General features: G+C 57.7%; 15 protein-coding genes. 9 read left to right on the plus strand and 6 right to left on the minus strand.

Annotation, left to right across the window (positions count from 1 at the left end; genetic code table 11):
• Positions 1 to 66 precede the first annotated feature (66 nt).
• The 5 genes from EKM88_RS03165 to EKM88_RS03185 all read left to right on the plus strand — a co-directional run bounded on the left by EKM88_RS03165 (position 67) and on the right by EKM88_RS03185 (position 4,864).
• Positions 67 to 1,302, plus strand: coding sequence for an MFS transporter (locus tag EKM88_RS03165; protein WP_125703034.1), 1,236 nt, complete (start codon positions 67 to 69; stop codon positions 1,300 to 1,302).
• 103 nt (positions 1,303 to 1,405) lie between these two features.
• Positions 1,406 to 1,798 (plus strand): hypothetical protein, encoded by a 393-nt coding sequence (locus EKM88_RS03170; RefSeq protein WP_125703036.1) that lies wholly within the window; start codon positions 1,406 to 1,408, stop codon positions 1,796 to 1,798.
• 360 nt (positions 1,799 to 2,158) lie between these two features.
• Positions 2,159 to 2,845, plus strand: a complete 687-nt coding sequence (locus EKM88_RS03175) for a response regulator transcription factor (RefSeq protein WP_125703038.1) — start codon at positions 2,159 to 2,161, stop codon at positions 2,843 to 2,845.
• Positions 2,845 to 4,419 carry a HAMP domain-containing sensor histidine kinase gene (locus tag EKM88_RS03180; RefSeq protein ID WP_125703040.1) on the plus strand — a complete coding sequence of 525 codons (1,575 nt, stop codon included), beginning with the start codon at positions 2,845 to 2,847 and terminating at the stop codon, positions 4,417 to 4,419. The genes EKM88_RS03175 and EKM88_RS03180 overlap by 1 nt, the downstream gene beginning before the upstream one ends.
• 13 nt (positions 4,420 to 4,432) lie before the next feature.
• Positions 4,433 to 4,864: a MarR family winged helix-turn-helix transcriptional regulator gene (locus EKM88_RS03185; RefSeq protein WP_125703042.1), complete on the plus strand. Its 432-nt coding sequence runs from the start codon at positions 4,433 to 4,435 to the stop codon at positions 4,862 to 4,864.
• 62 nt (positions 4,865 to 4,926) lie between these two features.
• Here EKM88_RS03185 and EKM88_RS03190 read toward each other — a convergent pair whose 3' ends face one another.
• The 4 genes from EKM88_RS03190 to EKM88_RS03205 all read right to left on the minus strand — a co-directional run bounded on the left by EKM88_RS03190 (position 4,927) and on the right by EKM88_RS03205 (position 7,208).
• Positions 4,927 to 5,577 carry a histidine phosphatase family protein gene (locus EKM88_RS03190; RefSeq protein ID WP_125703044.1) on the minus strand — a complete coding sequence of 217 codons (651 nt, stop codon included), beginning with the start codon at positions 5,575 to 5,577 and terminating at the stop codon, positions 4,927 to 4,929.
• Entirely contained in the window at positions 5,577 to 6,329 is a 753-nt protein-coding gene (locus tag EKM88_RS03195) for a phosphosulfolactate synthase (RefSeq protein WP_125703046.1), read from the minus strand. The genes EKM88_RS03190 and EKM88_RS03195 overlap by 1 nt, the downstream gene beginning before the upstream one ends.
• A gap of 146 nt (positions 6,330 to 6,475) precedes the next feature.
• Positions 6,476 to 6,802, minus strand: coding sequence for a hypothetical protein (locus EKM88_RS03200; protein ID WP_125703048.1), 327 nt, complete (start codon positions 6,800 to 6,802; stop codon positions 6,476 to 6,478).
• 10 nt (positions 6,803 to 6,812) lie between these two features.
• Positions 6,813 to 7,208 (minus strand): helix-turn-helix domain-containing protein, encoded by a 396-nt coding sequence (locus EKM88_RS03205; protein ID WP_125703050.1) that lies wholly within the window; start codon positions 7,206 to 7,208, stop codon positions 6,813 to 6,815.
• Positions 7,209 to 7,429: 221 nt separating this feature from the next.
• Here EKM88_RS03205 and EKM88_RS03210 point away from each other — a divergent pair, with 221 nt between their 5' ends.
• Positions 7,430 to 7,621, plus strand: coding sequence for a DUF6440 family protein (locus tag EKM88_RS03210; protein ID WP_125703053.1), 192 nt, complete (start codon positions 7,430 to 7,432; stop codon positions 7,619 to 7,621).
• A 137-nt stretch (positions 7,622 to 7,758) separates the two neighbouring features.
• Here EKM88_RS03210 and rpsD read toward each other — a convergent pair whose 3' ends face one another.
• Together rpsD and EKM88_RS03220 are read right to left on the minus strand one after the other, a co-directional pair.
• Positions 7,759 to 8,370 carry a 30S ribosomal protein S4 gene (gene rpsD / locus EKM88_RS03215; RefSeq protein WP_125703055.1) on the minus strand — a complete coding sequence of 204 codons (612 nt, stop codon included), beginning with the start codon at positions 8,368 to 8,370 and terminating at the stop codon, positions 7,759 to 7,761.
• Positions 8,371 to 8,519: 149 nt separating this feature from the next.
• On the minus strand, positions 8,520 to 9,029 hold the full coding sequence (locus tag EKM88_RS03220; RefSeq protein WP_125703057.1) for a GAF domain-containing protein: 510 nt from the start codon (positions 9,027 to 9,029) through the stop codon (positions 8,520 to 8,522).
• A gap of 177 nt (positions 9,030 to 9,206) precedes the next feature.
• On the opposite strand from EKM88_RS03220, the gene ezrA reads away from it, so the two are divergent.
• From ezrA to thiI, 3 genes are all read left to right on the plus strand, one after another.
• Positions 9,207 to 10,913, plus strand: coding sequence for a septation ring formation regulator EzrA (gene ezrA / locus EKM88_RS03225; protein WP_125703059.1), 1,707 nt, complete (start codon positions 9,207 to 9,209; stop codon positions 10,911 to 10,913).
• Positions 10,914 to 11,042: 129 nt separating this feature from the next.
• The gene (locus EKM88_RS03230; protein ID WP_125703061.1) at positions 11,043 to 12,224 is read left to right on the plus strand and encodes a cysteine desulfurase family protein; all 1,182 of its coding nucleotides are present in this window, start codon (positions 11,043 to 11,045) and stop codon (positions 12,222 to 12,224) included.
• Between the two features lie 36 nt (positions 12,225 to 12,260).
• Positions 12,261 to 13,478, plus strand: coding sequence for a tRNA uracil 4-sulfurtransferase ThiI (gene thiI, locus EKM88_RS03235; protein ID WP_125703063.1), 1,218 nt, complete (start codon positions 12,261 to 12,263; stop codon positions 13,476 to 13,478).
• Positions 13,479 to 13,591 lie beyond the last annotated feature (113 nt).

Genomic DNA, 13,591 nt, shown 5'->3' on the forward strand with positions numbered 1-13,591 from the left:
TGGCAAGCTATTACAGAACAAAATAATGGGCGACAGAGAGCGCTCGTTTTGGGAGGAAAATTGAATATGGAACACGCATCTTTGCGCACCACGACCTTGAGTCACGAGCAGAAACTCGTGATGGCATCCACCGCTTCGGGCTTTTCGCTAGAGAACATGGACATTATGTTTCTCTCGTTTGCCCTGACCCCGATCATCACTGACCTCCACATTTCCAGTGGGGCCGCCGGACTGATCGGCTCGATCACGAACGTCGGCATGCTGGTTGGTGGGGCGCTTTTTGGGCTACTGGGCGACAAGTACGGCCGGGTCAAAACGTTCTCGCATACCATCTTGATTTTTGCCATCGCCACCGCGCTGATGGCCTTTGCCAACAATCTCACCCTGATTTACGCGTTGCGCTTCTTGGCCGGTATTGGCGCTGGTGGCGAGTATGGGGTCGGCATTGCGCTGATCGCAGAAAGTTTTGACCATCGCCAGATCGGTCGGATGACTTCGGTTGCCGCGATCGGCGGCCAGGTCGGTGCGATCATCGCCGCACTAGCTGCGTGGTGGATCTTGCCGCTGTGGGGCTGGCACGCGTTATTCCTGCTCGGCGTTTTGCCGGTGGTCCTGACCTTCTTTGTGCGGCGCCACCTCAAGGAGTCAGACGATTTCTTGGCGGCGCGTGCGGAAGCCGTGGCCAAGCATGAGCGCGTCAGCTTCGGCGAACTGTTCAAAACGCGGCGGTTAGCGGGCCAGACGCTGGGACTGATGGTCATGACGATCGTGCAGATCGCCGGATACTTCGGCCTGATGAACTGGCTACCGGTCATCGTTCAAAAGCAGCAGGGGCTATCCGTCTCGGGCTCTGCGCTGTGGATGGTGGCGACCATCTTTGGCATGTGCCTCGGCATGGTGGTTTTTGGGAACATTCTGGATGCCATCGGGCCACGCTGGGCGTTTGGCACGTTTTTATCGGCCAGCGCGCTGATCGTTTACGCGATCACGCTGGCGCACAGCTCGGCGATCCTGGTGATCATCGGTGCGGTGGTCGGGTTCTGCAGTAACGGCATGTTCGGTGGCTACGGTGCGGTGATCAGCCAACTGTACCCGGCGCGCATTCGCAGCACCGCAAACAACGTCATCATGAACGTTGGCCGGGCCATCGGGGGCTTTTCCTCCGTTGTGATCGGCCTGCTGATGGACCACTACACGCTGACGGTCACCATGGGATTCCTGTCTGCGCTGTACCTCATTTCATTGCTCACCATGCTGAGCCTGCCAGGGCTGCGCCAGCTGAGCGCTAAGGCCAAGGCCTGATCGTGACTTGCCTTCCTCCGAGCGGGGAAGGCTTTTTTAGCTGGTGAGGGGATGGGGGGACCGCGCTGCGTAATCTTAGGAAAAGACTTGGAGGTGCATGGGCATGCGACAACAACTAGACCCAACGTTTGATGCGGTGTGGCAACAGTTCACGCAGACCACGTATTACCGCGAATTGGCGGCGGCCGGTGCGACGAGTGCGCTTGAGGCAACTGGTGAGCTGTGGACGGTCGTGATGCGGCCGATCACTTGGCTGCCGATGCCCGCGTGGACGACGACGCTCGTGGCGCGTGGGCTGCGTCAACTGCGCGAAGCATTGCAACCGGCGCCGGTGGGGGTGGCGTTGATCGTGCTGGATACCATCGAGGCGTTCTTGGTGTTTGCCGTGGACGCCGGCGCGATGGCAGTGGATGCGGCGCTGCTGGTGCTCCAGATCCAGACTTATTGGACGGCGCTGGCCCCGGCGGCGGACACCCAGGAGGTCGAAGCCCCATAAACTGTAATTATCATTTATTTGATACACGCAAACCGACTGCCCTTGCGGCGACCGGTTTGTTTGGCGTGCTTTGCGGGGCTAAAGGCCGTTCTGACGATATTGGACTAGTCCAAAACTGATAATTGAATTAATTACGTCCAATAGATTTATTTGGACTATACCGATATTGGCGACCCCTGTCCCTGTCTTGATGGTCTCAATGCCGCCCGTTAAATGTTTCTGTGATAGTCAACGGCTAAAACCTGTGGTACACTAGGCTGGCAAGGAACGATATGAGAAAACCGTTGCAAGCGGCGTTCGGATAATGAGAAGTCAGCACGACTTTGCGAGCGCACACAATTATGCCTAAGGAGTCGAACAATGAGCCGAATTTTAATTATTGAAGATGAGAAAAACCTTGCCCGCTTCGTTGAACTGGAGCTGAAGCATGAAGGCTACGAGACCGCCGTGCACTTTAACGGTCGCACCGGGTTGGAAGCGGCACTGGCAGAAGACTGGGATGCGATCCTCTTAGATCTGATGTTGCCAGAACTTAATGGCTTGGAAGTCTGCCGGCGCGTGCGTCAGGTCAAAAACACCCCGATCATTATGATGACCGCGCGGGATTCTGTCATTGACCGTGTCAGTGGCTTGGATCACGGGGCAGATGATTACATCGTTAAGCCATTCGCCATTGAAGAACTGCTGGCGCGCCTGCGCGCTTTGTTGCGGCGTATCAGCATCGAAGGGGAGCACAACGCGGCCAAGCAGACCACGATCACCTACCGCGACCTGACGATCGAAAAGGAAAACCGGGTCGTTCGTCGGGGTGATGACATCATCGAGTTGACCAAGCGCGAGTACGAACTGCTGCTGACACTGATGGAAAACATCAACGTGGTCCTGGCGCGCGACGTGCTACTGTCCAAGGTCTGGGGCTACAACTCCGACGTTGAGACGAACGTGGTCGACGTGTATGTGCGCTACATTCGGAACAAAATCGACCGTCAAGGCGAGCCGAGTTACATTCAAACCGTGCGGGGAACCGGTTACGTGATGCGCTCCTAATGGCTGAGCCCGCACAGTCGACGCGACCGCAGCGGCGCCGCATGCCACTTGGCTTCAAGTGGACGGCGCTGGTTGCGGTCGGCGTCTTTGTGACGTTTGCAGTGTTGTCTCTCGTGCTGGTCACGGTGATGCGCCAGATCCTGGTGACCCAGGAGCGCAACGCCGTGAGTGACACCATCGGCGCCGTTGAGCAGCGATTATCCCCAGTCGCTGCTGATAATCTGACGGTGGCCAACGTGGTGCCGCGCATTGAAGGGACCACCATCGATTACGGTCCGGCCAACGCGATCGAGGATACCCCGAGCGCGAGCATTTTTTCAGACTCGGTCATCCAGAAAATCTCGCGGGCGGATATCAGCCTGGCGATCTTTGACAAAGACGGCCAGACACTTTTCTCCTCGCAGCACAGCGATCAGCCGTTTCAGCGGAGTCAAACCACGAAGATCGAGATGATCCGGTCGCACGATTTTAACGGGACGCTTGGCCGCGCGCCGATCGTGTCGACTGTGACCGGCAAAATGATCGGTTACGTGCAGGTCACCAATCACATGACCGACTTTTTCACCACGATGCGGCAGGTCTATGAACTGATCATCGCCTTGTTCGGGGTGGCGCTACTGGCGTCCATGCTGATCGGTTTTCTCATGGCCCGGCGTTTCCTTAAGCCGATTCGACTGATCACCAAGACGATCGATGTGGTGAACGAGGAGCCGCAAAGCAGTATTCGCATTCCGGTGCTGCGGCGCAACGATGAGCTCGGTGACCTGGTGATCGAGTTCAATCAGATGCTGGATCGCATCCAACGCTTCATTGACCAGCAGGGTGAATTTGTGCAAGACGTCAGCCACGAGTTGCGCACGCCGGTGGCCATCTTGGAGGGGCACCTGCAGTTGCTGAACCGCTGGGGCAAAGACGACCCAGAAGTGCTGGACGAGTCTTTGGCAGCCAGTCTTCAAGAGGTGACGCGCATGAAGAGCCTGATTCAGGAAATGCTGGATCTGACTCGGGCGGACCAGGTGGACGTGCAGTTCCCGAACGCCGTGTGTGACATCAACCAGACGATCAATCAAGTCGTCAACGATTTTCGCATGATTCACCCGGATTTCGTGTTTACGCTGGATAACGACCTCAAAGGCGAGACCTGGGTGCGCGTCTACCGCAACCATCTGGAGCAGATCCTGATCATCTTGCTGGATAACGCGTTCAAGTACTCGACCGACCGCAAGGAGATTCACGTCTCTGCTGCGCTGAACAGCGATGGGGTGTCCCTGGCCGTTCAGGATTTTGGTGAAGGGATCAGCCCCAAGGACAGCGATCGCGTCTTCAACCGCTTCTATCGCGTGGATAAGGCGCGTAGTCGTGAAAAAGGGGGCAATGGGTTGGGGCTGTCGATCGCCCAGCAACTTGTGGAAAGCTACCACGGCCAGATCTCAGTGGACTCCGCGCTGGGGCATGGCTCCGTGTTCCGCATTGATTTGCCCGTGATCACTGAGGCGACGGCCGCTAAGTTGAAGGCAAGCGAAGCCACAAAGCAAAAAACGACCACCACCGACATTCACAGCGAGCTTGGCTAAGGAGGAGAAGGCTATGGCAGACAATGAGCTGCTCGACAACTACATCGACGTTTACATGACCAGTTTTAAGTATATCGGCGACTTGGTGTCAGCGCCGATGAAGCAGTATCAGCTGTCGTTCGAACAGTTTTTGATCATGCGTGACCTCTTGGCTGGGCGGACCCTGTCGATCTCCGATGTGGCCAAGCACCGCGGCGTGACTCGCGCGGCGATTTCGCGCCAGATCAAGACGCTCCTAGAGCATGACTACATCGTGCAAGACCGTGACGCCACGGACCGCCGGCGCCTTTACCTGCGGCTGACGCCACGGGGCGAGGAAGTGACCAACGCCTTGAATACAGCGATTCATGAGCGCTTCTACCGGTGGGTGGACGTGATCGGTCAGCCGGATGCCGGCGAGCTGTTGCGCATCATGCGCCGCGTCTCCAATGAGATCATCAAGTGAGTCCAAAAAGCACGCCCGTTCTGCCAGCAATCATCTTGCTGGCAGAACGGGCGTGCTTTGCGTTAAAGGATCGACACGTTACCCTCGTCCAGCGCCACGTGATCGAGGTAAGCAGTTTGGTTGTAGACGTCCAGGAACAGTTGCCCGTTGACGCTGGCCACGATCGAGGTGGACAGGTTTTTCAGTCCCAGCAGGCGGTCGTTGCCGGTGGCGCCGCGGATCCCCAGCTGGCTGATGCCGCCATGCGAAAAAATCAGCGCGTTCTCGTCGTCGCTTAGCGCCGCGACGATCTGGTTGAGTGCCGCCACGAAACGGGCCTGGGCCAGCGTAAAGTCCTCGACACCCAGCGCCGCTAAGCCCGGATCGTTTTCGCGGCGTGACAGCTTCTCAAACAAAGCGCGGTGGCTAGCAATCAGGTCGTCTCGCTTACGGCCCTCCCACTGGCCAAACGACAGCTCAGCCAGCCCAGCCAGCGGTTGTGGGGTCGGCAGTGATTGCGTCATGGCCGTGCAGACGATACGAGCGGTTTCGGCGGCGCGGCTGATGGGACTCGTGTACACCTGGGCAAAGGGGTAGGCGTCCAGATAAGCTGCCAGTTGATGGTAGCCCGTCAGGTCGGCGGTCAAAAGTTGACTATCGGCGCTAGCGCCTTGCAGCCGCTTCTCCTGATTCCACTGCGTCCGCCCGTGGCGGATGATGAACAGCCGCCGCATCAGACGCGCCCCACGGTGTCCCCACGCAGCCCACGGCGCAGGGTCTCAACGGCAGTGGCCTCGTCGACCGCGATATTGCCGAGGTTGACCTGTGGCCCGAACTTGAGGATCAGCGCGACCTGCTGGGCCTTCAGCGGCGCTTCGAAAATCAGGTGCGCGGGGCCGATCGTCGCCACGGCCGCCAGCGCGTCTTCAATGATGGCCCCGCTGGCATCGTAAATGCCGATGTTTTTGCCGGCTTCGCGCGCCTCCAAGATCACGTAATGGGCACCGGCTGCCAGGTCGGCCTGAATTGCGGCCAACCGCTGCTCCGCCGAGAGCTGGTGGTCCAGCGCGGGATTCTTTTTGCCAACTTCGGTGATGACATAAAAACCGGCCGCGCGTGCCTGTTGGATCAAGGCCGCACGCGTGGCGTCATCAATTTCGGTGGACCCGTCTGACACCTCGATGCCGGTGAAGCCCAGCGCCTCGGCCTCCGCGAGAAACGCAGTGTACTGGCCCGCCCGGTTGGCAATCTCCAGCAGCGTGCCGCCAGGGTAGGGAATGATGCCGGCCGCCCGGTACTTCGCGGTTTTGGCTTGAATCAGGGCCCGGTCCATGGTCGCTGCCGTGCCCCAGCCAAACTTCACAAAGTCGATCGACGCCCCCGCCGTGGCGATCAGGTCGGCTACTGCGTTGAGGCCCAAGCCCTTATCCAGGACCATAGTTTGCCCGGTCGGCGTGTCCTTGTTGAGAAAGTCGAATGCCAGCATTTGTAATCCTCCGTGTTTCACTTAATTGTTTTTTAGCGTATCCCGAAAGTGTGAACAAATTGTGCCGGAACTGTGCTGAACAATCGCGTGTCACCTGCTGGCGCACGAAAAAAGCATCTGACGCTCGGCCAAATGCTTTCCACTATTTACCATTGGCCCGTCAGTAAGACCAGCAGCGCACAGAGGCCGCTGACGAGTAGAACGGCGAATGTGCCAAGGCTGCCAACCTTGAGCCGTTCGCGCAACTGGGGGTGGTCGTTCATCGCATCAATCGGATGGCTCCGCCGAAGGGCGAGGTAAGCCAGTAATCCAGAACCGTTTTGCGCCCCGGCAGCCAAAACCCCGATCAATTTCGGATGGGGCAGGTGGCGCGCGGTCGCGTCAATGGTCAGCAGCCGCGCCAGCAAAGCGCACAGTGTGAAGACGGCAAGCGTCATCGCCGTCACAAGAACCAGTAGTAACCCAAGCATCATTAGCCGCACCTCAAATTAGTTTGATCATCAGGAAGAATGCCATGCCAATGCATCCAACCAGCAACAACAGCAGCCCCGCAGCCAACCAGACGATCTGACTGGTTACCACGATGGCAAGCGTTAGCAATAGATTAAGTCCCAACATGGCGGCGAGCAGTTTTCCCGTTCGCGCGACGTTTGCCGCGTCCAGCCATGATTTCACCATTTGTTGATCACCTCTCAATAGCTCATCTAAGGAGAGATGGTAGCGTTCGGCTAGGCGCATCACACGCTCAATATCAGGATAGCTCCGGGCGTTTTCCCAGTTCGACACCGTTTGACGGCTGACCGCCATGAACTCGGCCAGCTCTTCCTGCGACATGCCGGCCGCTAAACGCGCCTTGCGTAGTTGTTCACCAATAATCATCTCACATCACTCCTCATGCTCAGCCTATTGATTTCGGGCGGATTTGTGTAGCAAAAATATTTTACATCAGTTAAAACCGAGGTAATATGCCCGAAAGACCAAAATTTTTGTCATGATCGGGGGCGCAGGCACGCTTCGATCTGGCGAGTCCTCATGATTCAGCCCTTGTATTTGGTCAGCGGAACTGCCAAGATGAATTCAACTTAATGAGGAGGCGCATGATGGCAAAAGCAGAGAAGCGGTTCGTTGTCGTTGAAAAAGCAGTCTTAGCAGGCGCGCACGTGGTCGACATCTTGGTCGACCGTCAGACTCGGGTTCAGTACCTCGCCGTGTCACTTGGCAGCGGCGGCGGTCTGACCGTGATGGTCGATGCCGCGGGCCAGCCGCTACTGTATACGGGCGCGTTGGATTAGCGCAACGCAGTCACGGCAAGCAGATCAGCGGGCAACGTGAACCTGCTGACCAGATGATTCGCGAGAGATGCAAAAAAAGCATTTGACCAAGTCGGCCAAATGCTTTTTTATCTGCCAAGGCAGGCAGGGGTGCTGAATTACAGCTTCTGGTTGTAGTATTCAACGACCAGCGCTTCATCAACATCTGGTTCCAGTTCTTCGCGCTGCGGCAGACGAACCAGGGAACCTTCCTTCTTGTTGTCGTCGAAGGTAACGTAAGCAGGGCGGGAAACCGTGCTTTCGAGGGCTTCGGTGACGATGGCGAGGTTCTGGGAACGCTCGCGCAAGCCGATCACTTGACCAGGCTTCACTTCGTAAGAAGGAATGTCAACGCGCTTGCCATCTACGGTGATGTGACCGTGGTTGACGAGCTGACGGGCCTGCGGACGCGTGGTCGCAAGGCCGAGACGGAATACCAGGTTGTCCAGGCGCTGTTCGAGCAGGACCATGAAGTTATCACCATGGGTCCCTTCTTTGATCTTGCCGGCGCGGATGAACAGGTTTTGGAATTGGCGTTCGTTCAAACCGTACATCCAACGAAGCTTCTGCTTTTCGGTCAGTTGCTGACCGTATTCAGAGATCTTACGACGGTTGTTGGCGCCGTGATCGCCAGGGGCGTACGGACGACGAGCGAGTTCCTTACCAGTGCCGGAAAGGGACAGGCCGAGACGGCGAGACTGCTTCCAGCGAGGACCAGTATAACGAGACATATTGAAATTCCTCCAAAAATTTTATTGGAGTAAGTTAATGGGATGTGAACTCAGCACACGGGCAGTCGCGCTAGGCGGTTCGCCAATGCAGCCGCGGTTACTGCGCTCGCCCACAGGGTGGGGTGCGCGACTGGAGCCGACCATGCCGTTCACTGCTGCATTAAATTACTCGCAGGCCAGTATACCTTACGAAGGATGGTTGCGTCAAGGTGTGGCGTTAGTGCTTGGGCGAAGTCCTGCAAGGTTTTCAGGTCGCTTTCACTGAACCGGTCCAGCAGGGGGGAGTCGATGTCCAAAACGCCGATGACGCGCCCGTTAACGCTCAACGGAATGACGACCTCGGAGTTACTGGCGGCATCACAGGCGATGTGACCCGCGAACTCATGAACGTTTGGCACACGCAACGCCTGGTTTTGGCGGTAGCTGGTGCCAACGACGCCCCGGCCGGGTTGGATGTGCATGCAAGCGACTTGCCCTTGGAAGGGGCCGAGGTCGAGGCTATCAGTCGTCTCACTATAAAGGTAGAAGCCGGCCCAGTTGAGGTCGCTCATACTGTTGTAAAGTAGTGCGGCCGCGTTGGCGAGGGCCGTAATCGGGTTATGCTCATCGGTCAACAAAGCGTCGACTTGGGCGATAATCAGGGGATCAAGTGTGGACATAGCGAAGCCACCTTTCGAAAAATTCAGAGATACCGGCGTTTTACCGGCATTTAACCCTTTCAAGTTTGGGCCCTTTTTGAGATACTAAGGAGGAATACTTTGGCCCGTGCAATAACGTGAATTGTAGCGAAGTTAGGCGTGAAATGCAATCTGGGTGCAAGTGCGGAAGGTGTAAATATGCTAGAGATCATTATTACGATACTCGTGATCATCGTTCTGATTGGGCTGGTGATCTGGGGCTTCCAACTCAAGAACAACCGGGCGATTCAACAGCTCGATTCGCAGGTGGCAACGCTGGACGACGGCTCCATTACCGGCCTGATTCGAAACATCGATCAGCTTGGGACGGCGGGGGCCAGCCTGACGCAGTTCAATGCGCAACGGCAGGCCTATCAAGAGCTGGCCGCCGGGCCGTTGACCGATCTGCAGACGGCACTGCTCGACGTGGAGCAGGCCAACAAGCAGTTTCGGTTCAAAGCCGTGCGCGAAGACTTGCAGACGCTCGGCGAGCTTCGCGATGCCACCCAGCAGCATCTTGGCGTGATCCACACGGCATTGCAGCAGCTGCAGGCCAGTGAGGCGGAGAATCGCGCCCAGCTCAACCGGCTACGCGATGCGTACCAGGAGGCGCGCAAGACTGTGCTGGCCAAGAGCTTTGCGTACGGTGAGGCGCTGGCCCCGCTGGAGGCGGCGTTGCAGGATATCTCGGCGCAACTGGCGACCATCAACGCCACCAACGTTGAAGGCGATTACGACCTCGCAAAGAAGCAGGTGCATCAAGCGAAGCTGGCCGTTGCCGCCGTGCAAAACCAGGTCAAGCAGCTGCCACCGTTGGTGAACACGGTGGTGAACGAGTTCCCGGCCCAGCTCAGCGAGATCGAACGCGGCTACGAGCAGCTTGCGGCACGTAATTTTCACTTCACGGATTCCGTCCCGGATGGGGTCGTGGCGGTTCGAGACTTAGTGACCACCGCGGAAGAAGAAATTCGGACGCTGGACGTCACCGCGCTGTCCGCCAATACGGCGACCATCGCGAATCAGATTGACGGCCTGTACGCCCTGATGGAAAAGGAACTGGATGCCAAGGCCACGGTTGATCAGACCAGCGGCGACTTGCGCCAGTTCATCAGCCACGCCCTGAAGCAAAACCACACGCTTTTGATCGAGTTGGATCATCTGAACCAGTCGTATGCGTTGAACCACGATGAGCTGAAGACCGTCACCGACCTTCGCGGCCAGATCGAGACCATTCAGGCGGGTTACGTGCAGGCGATCGACCGCATTGATGACCATACGGCAATTTTCTCGCAGGTTCGCGACAGCTTTGCTAGCATGAAAGAGGACCTCAAGGCCATTGAGTTGAAGCAACAGGCGATCAACACCTCGGTGGCAGGATTGCGAGAAACCGAGCAAAAGGCTGTGAATCAGGCGAGCCAGTTCGAGATGACCCTGCGTGACATTAAGTATGAAGTGTCGCGCCACGGCTTGCCGGGACTCCCGAAGGACTACCTCGCATTCTTCCGGGTCGTCACCAAGGAAGTCGACACGCTGAATCACGACCTGAACCAGATCAAGATCGACCTGGACGCGATCGCCAAGCTCCTGATCAAAATCGCGACGGACATTGACACGTTGCGCGATGAAAGCCGCAATGTGGTCGATGCGGCAGCGCTGACCGAGCAGTTGTTGCAGTACGCGAACCGCTACAAGGCCACCCACGAAGACATCGGCAAGGCCGTTGAGGCGGCTCACACGCTGTACGGGCAGTACAATTACCAACAGGCCGCAGATGTGATCGGTGCGGCGCTTGAACGCATCGAACCTGGAAGCGTCAAGAAAGTGCAAGACGATTACAACGCCAGTAAGGGGGCCGACCTGTTCTAGGGCGGCCGGACGTCACCGCCAGTCGCGGTGGCGTTTTTGTGTGGCGTGATTCGGCGCTACCGCATCCCGGTGTTTTTTGGTATAATCGTGTCCAGTGAACTTACAATTTGGAAGGAACGGCGAACAAGCATGATCTATTTTGATAATAGCGCGACCACCAAGGCGCTTCCAGCGGTGCTGGACACGTACCGCAAGGTCTCCGAGGACTTTTTTGGCAATCCGAGCAGCCTGCATGCGGTCGGCGGCAAGGGCGATGCGATGCTGCAAGGCGCGCGGCAGCAGATCGCGGACTTGATGCACGCGCAACCAAGTGAGATCGTCTTCACCAGTTGCGGCACGGAGGGGGACAACTGGGTGATCAAAGGGACGGCGATCGAAAAACGCCAGTTTGGCCGCCACCTGATCACCACCGCGATCGAGCACCCCGCGGTGATCAACACGATGCACCAGCTGGAGCAGCTGGGTTTTGAGGTCACGTACCTGCCGGTGGACCACCGGGGGTTCATTGACCCGGCAGACTTAGCGGCCGCGTTGCGCGATGACACGATTCTCGTGTCCATCATGGCGGTCAACAACGAGGTCGGCGCCAAGCAGCCGCTGGCCGCATGCGCCAAGATCCTTGAGGCGTACCCGAACGTCCATTTTCACGTTGACGCCGTGCAGGGGATCGGCAAAGACCTGATGGCGACGCTGCGCAACCCGCGCATCGATTTCATCACGTTTTCCGGGCACAAGTTCCACGCACCCCGCGGCACCGGGTTTATCTACCTGAAGGAAGGGCGCCACATCGCGCCGCTTTTGAACGGTGGCGGCCAGGAGCACAACCTGCGCTCCGGCACCGAAAACACGCCGGCCATTGCGGCCATGGCCAAGGCTCTGCGACTGCTGTTGACGGACGAGGCCCAGAAAGTCGCGCATGAGCAGGCGATCCGTCAGCGAATTTACGACCATGTGAGTCAGTTCGCCAACGTCGTGATGTTTAGCCAGATGACGCCGGATTTTGCTCCGCACATTCTGTGCTTCGCGATTCGCGGCGTGCGCGGTGAGACCATCGTCCACGCTTTTGAGCAACATGACATCTACATCAGCACCACCAGTGCCTGCTCGAGCAAAAAAGGGACCGAATCCAGTACGCTGGCCGCAATGCATGTGCAAAGCAGTGTGGCCACCAGCACGATTCGCGTCAGCCTGGACGACCAGAACACGCTGGCGGAGGCGGATGCGTTCAATGCCGCGTTCGACCAGGTGTACGCCGGGTTTGAAAAACTGATGCCAAAGGACGACACGCAGCCCGTTTCACGGGCGAACTAACCGCGCTTTGACGCGCGCTGAAAGGAATAAATAACCGTGCAATACTCTGAAATCATGGTTCGCTACGGCGAGCTTTCCACCAAAGGCAAGAACCGGCAGGCCTTCATCGGTCGGCTGAACGGCAATGTCACCAAAGCGCTGCACGAATTTCCCGCGCTGCGCATGCACCCCAAGCGCGATCGGCTGCACATCGACCTCAACGGCGAGGACGCAGAGGCGGTGATGGCGCGCCTGAGCAAGGTGTTTGGCATCCAGAGCTTCTCACCCTCGGTGGCGGTTGCCAAGGAGATGCCGGCCGTTCACGCGGCTGTTCGCGACTTGATGGCGGCAACGGTGCCGAACGGGGCCTCTTACAAGGTGCAGACCAAGCGCTCTGACCACGACTTTGAATTGGATACCAACGAGATGAACCTGAACCTTGGGGATATGCTGACGGATGCGCGACCGGACCTCGTGGTCAAAATGAAGAACCCCGATTATGTGTTGCGCGTGGAAGTGCGGCGTGAGGCGATCTTCTTGTCCACCAACACGGTGCTGGGGGCTGGCGGCTTGCCGGTCGGAACGGCCGGCAAAGGCGTGCTGATGCTCAGCGGCGGGATCGATTCGCCGGTGGCCGGCTACCTCGCGCTCAAGCGTGGGGTGGACATCGAGATGGTGCACTTCTTCTCGCCCCCGTACACAAGCCAGCAGGCCTTGGCCAAGGCGAAGCAGCTGACGACGAAGCTGGCACCGTATGTAGGCGCCATCAAGTTCATTCAGGTGCCGTTCACCGAGATCCAAGAAACCATCAAGGCTAATTTGCCGGAAGGGTACCTGATGACGATCCAGCGGCGGTTGATGCTGCGGCTGGCCGAAGCGATCGCGCAAAAGCGAGGCGCGCTGGCGATTTTTAACGGCGAGTCTGTCGGTCAGGTCGCCTCCCAGACGCTTGAAAGCATGGTGGCCATCAACGATGTAACCACGATGCCGATCATTCGACCAGTGGCAACGATGGACAAAAACGAGATCATCCGGGTAGCAGAGGACATTGACACCTATGCGCTGTCGATCATGCCGTTTGAGGATTGCTGCACGATTTTTGCCCCACCGGCTCCGAAGACCAAGCCAAACATGGACCGCGCCCGCTACTATGAAAGCAAGCTAGACGTTGACGGCCTGATGCAGCGCGCGCTTGAGGGTATCACCATCACCGAGGTGCGGAGCTCTGATGACTACATGAACGAAAACATGGCCCTGATCACCGAATTGCTTTGAGCGAAACGCCGCCTGCGAGCGGCGTTTTTGTGTGGTCGGCGAAAATGTTTGTTTGCCCGTTCACAAACAGCGTGGTAAACTTAACTGTGTGAAACCGCTAACAATACGCGAGG

Source organism: Lacticaseibacillus daqingensis (genome assembly GCF_003946115.1).
Lineage (GTDB): Bacteria > Bacillota > Bacilli > Lactobacillales > Lactobacillaceae > Lacticaseibacillus > Lacticaseibacillus daqingensis.

Excerpts from the sequence above, each read along its gene's own strand:
- ezrA (WP_125703059.1), top strand. The coding sequence starts at position 9,207 with ATGCTAGAGATCATTATTACGATACTCGTGATCATCGTTCTGATTGGG.
- EKM88_RS03170 (WP_125703036.1), top strand. The coding sequence starts at position 1,406 with ATGCGACAACAACTAGACCCAACGTTTGATGCGGTGTGGCAACAGTTC.
- EKM88_RS03220 (WP_125703057.1), bottom strand. The coding sequence starts at position 9,029 with ATGTCCACACTTGATCCCCTGATTATCGCCCAAGTCGACGCTTTGTTG.
- EKM88_RS03180 (WP_125703040.1), top strand. The coding sequence starts at position 2,845 with ATGGCTGAGCCCGCACAGTCGACGCGACCGCAGCGGCGCCGCATGCCA.
- EKM88_RS03230 (WP_125703061.1), top strand. The coding sequence starts at position 11,043 with ATGATCTATTTTGATAATAGCGCGACCACCAAGGCGCTTCCAGCGGTG.
- EKM88_RS03195 (WP_125703046.1), bottom strand. The coding sequence starts at position 6,329 with ATGCTGGCATTCGACTTTCTCAACAAGGACACGCCGACCGGGCAAACT.
- EKM88_RS03200 (WP_125703048.1), bottom strand. The coding sequence starts at position 6,802 with ATGATGCTTGGGTTACTACTGGTTCTTGTGACGGCGATGACGCTTGCC.
- EKM88_RS03210 (WP_125703053.1), top strand. The coding sequence starts at position 7,430 with ATGGCAAAAGCAGAGAAGCGGTTCGTTGTCGTTGAAAAAGCAGTCTTA.
- EKM88_RS03205 (WP_125703050.1), bottom strand. The coding sequence starts at position 7,208 with ATGATTATTGGTGAACAACTACGCAAGGCGCGTTTAGCGGCCGGCATG.
- EKM88_RS03165 (WP_125703034.1), top strand. The coding sequence starts at position 67 with ATGGAACACGCATCTTTGCGCACCACGACCTTGAGTCACGAGCAGAAA.
- rpsD (WP_125703055.1), bottom strand. The coding sequence starts at position 8,370 with ATGTCTCGTTATACTGGTCCTCGCTGGAAGCAGTCTCGCCGTCTCGGC.
- EKM88_RS03190 (WP_125703044.1), bottom strand. The coding sequence starts at position 5,577 with ATGCGGCGGCTGTTCATCATCCGCCACGGGCGGACGCAGTGGAATCAG.
- EKM88_RS03175 (WP_125703038.1), top strand. The coding sequence starts at position 2,159 with ATGAGCCGAATTTTAATTATTGAAGATGAGAAAAACCTTGCCCGCTTC.
- EKM88_RS03185 (WP_125703042.1), top strand. The coding sequence starts at position 4,433 with ATGGCAGACAATGAGCTGCTCGACAACTACATCGACGTTTACATGACC.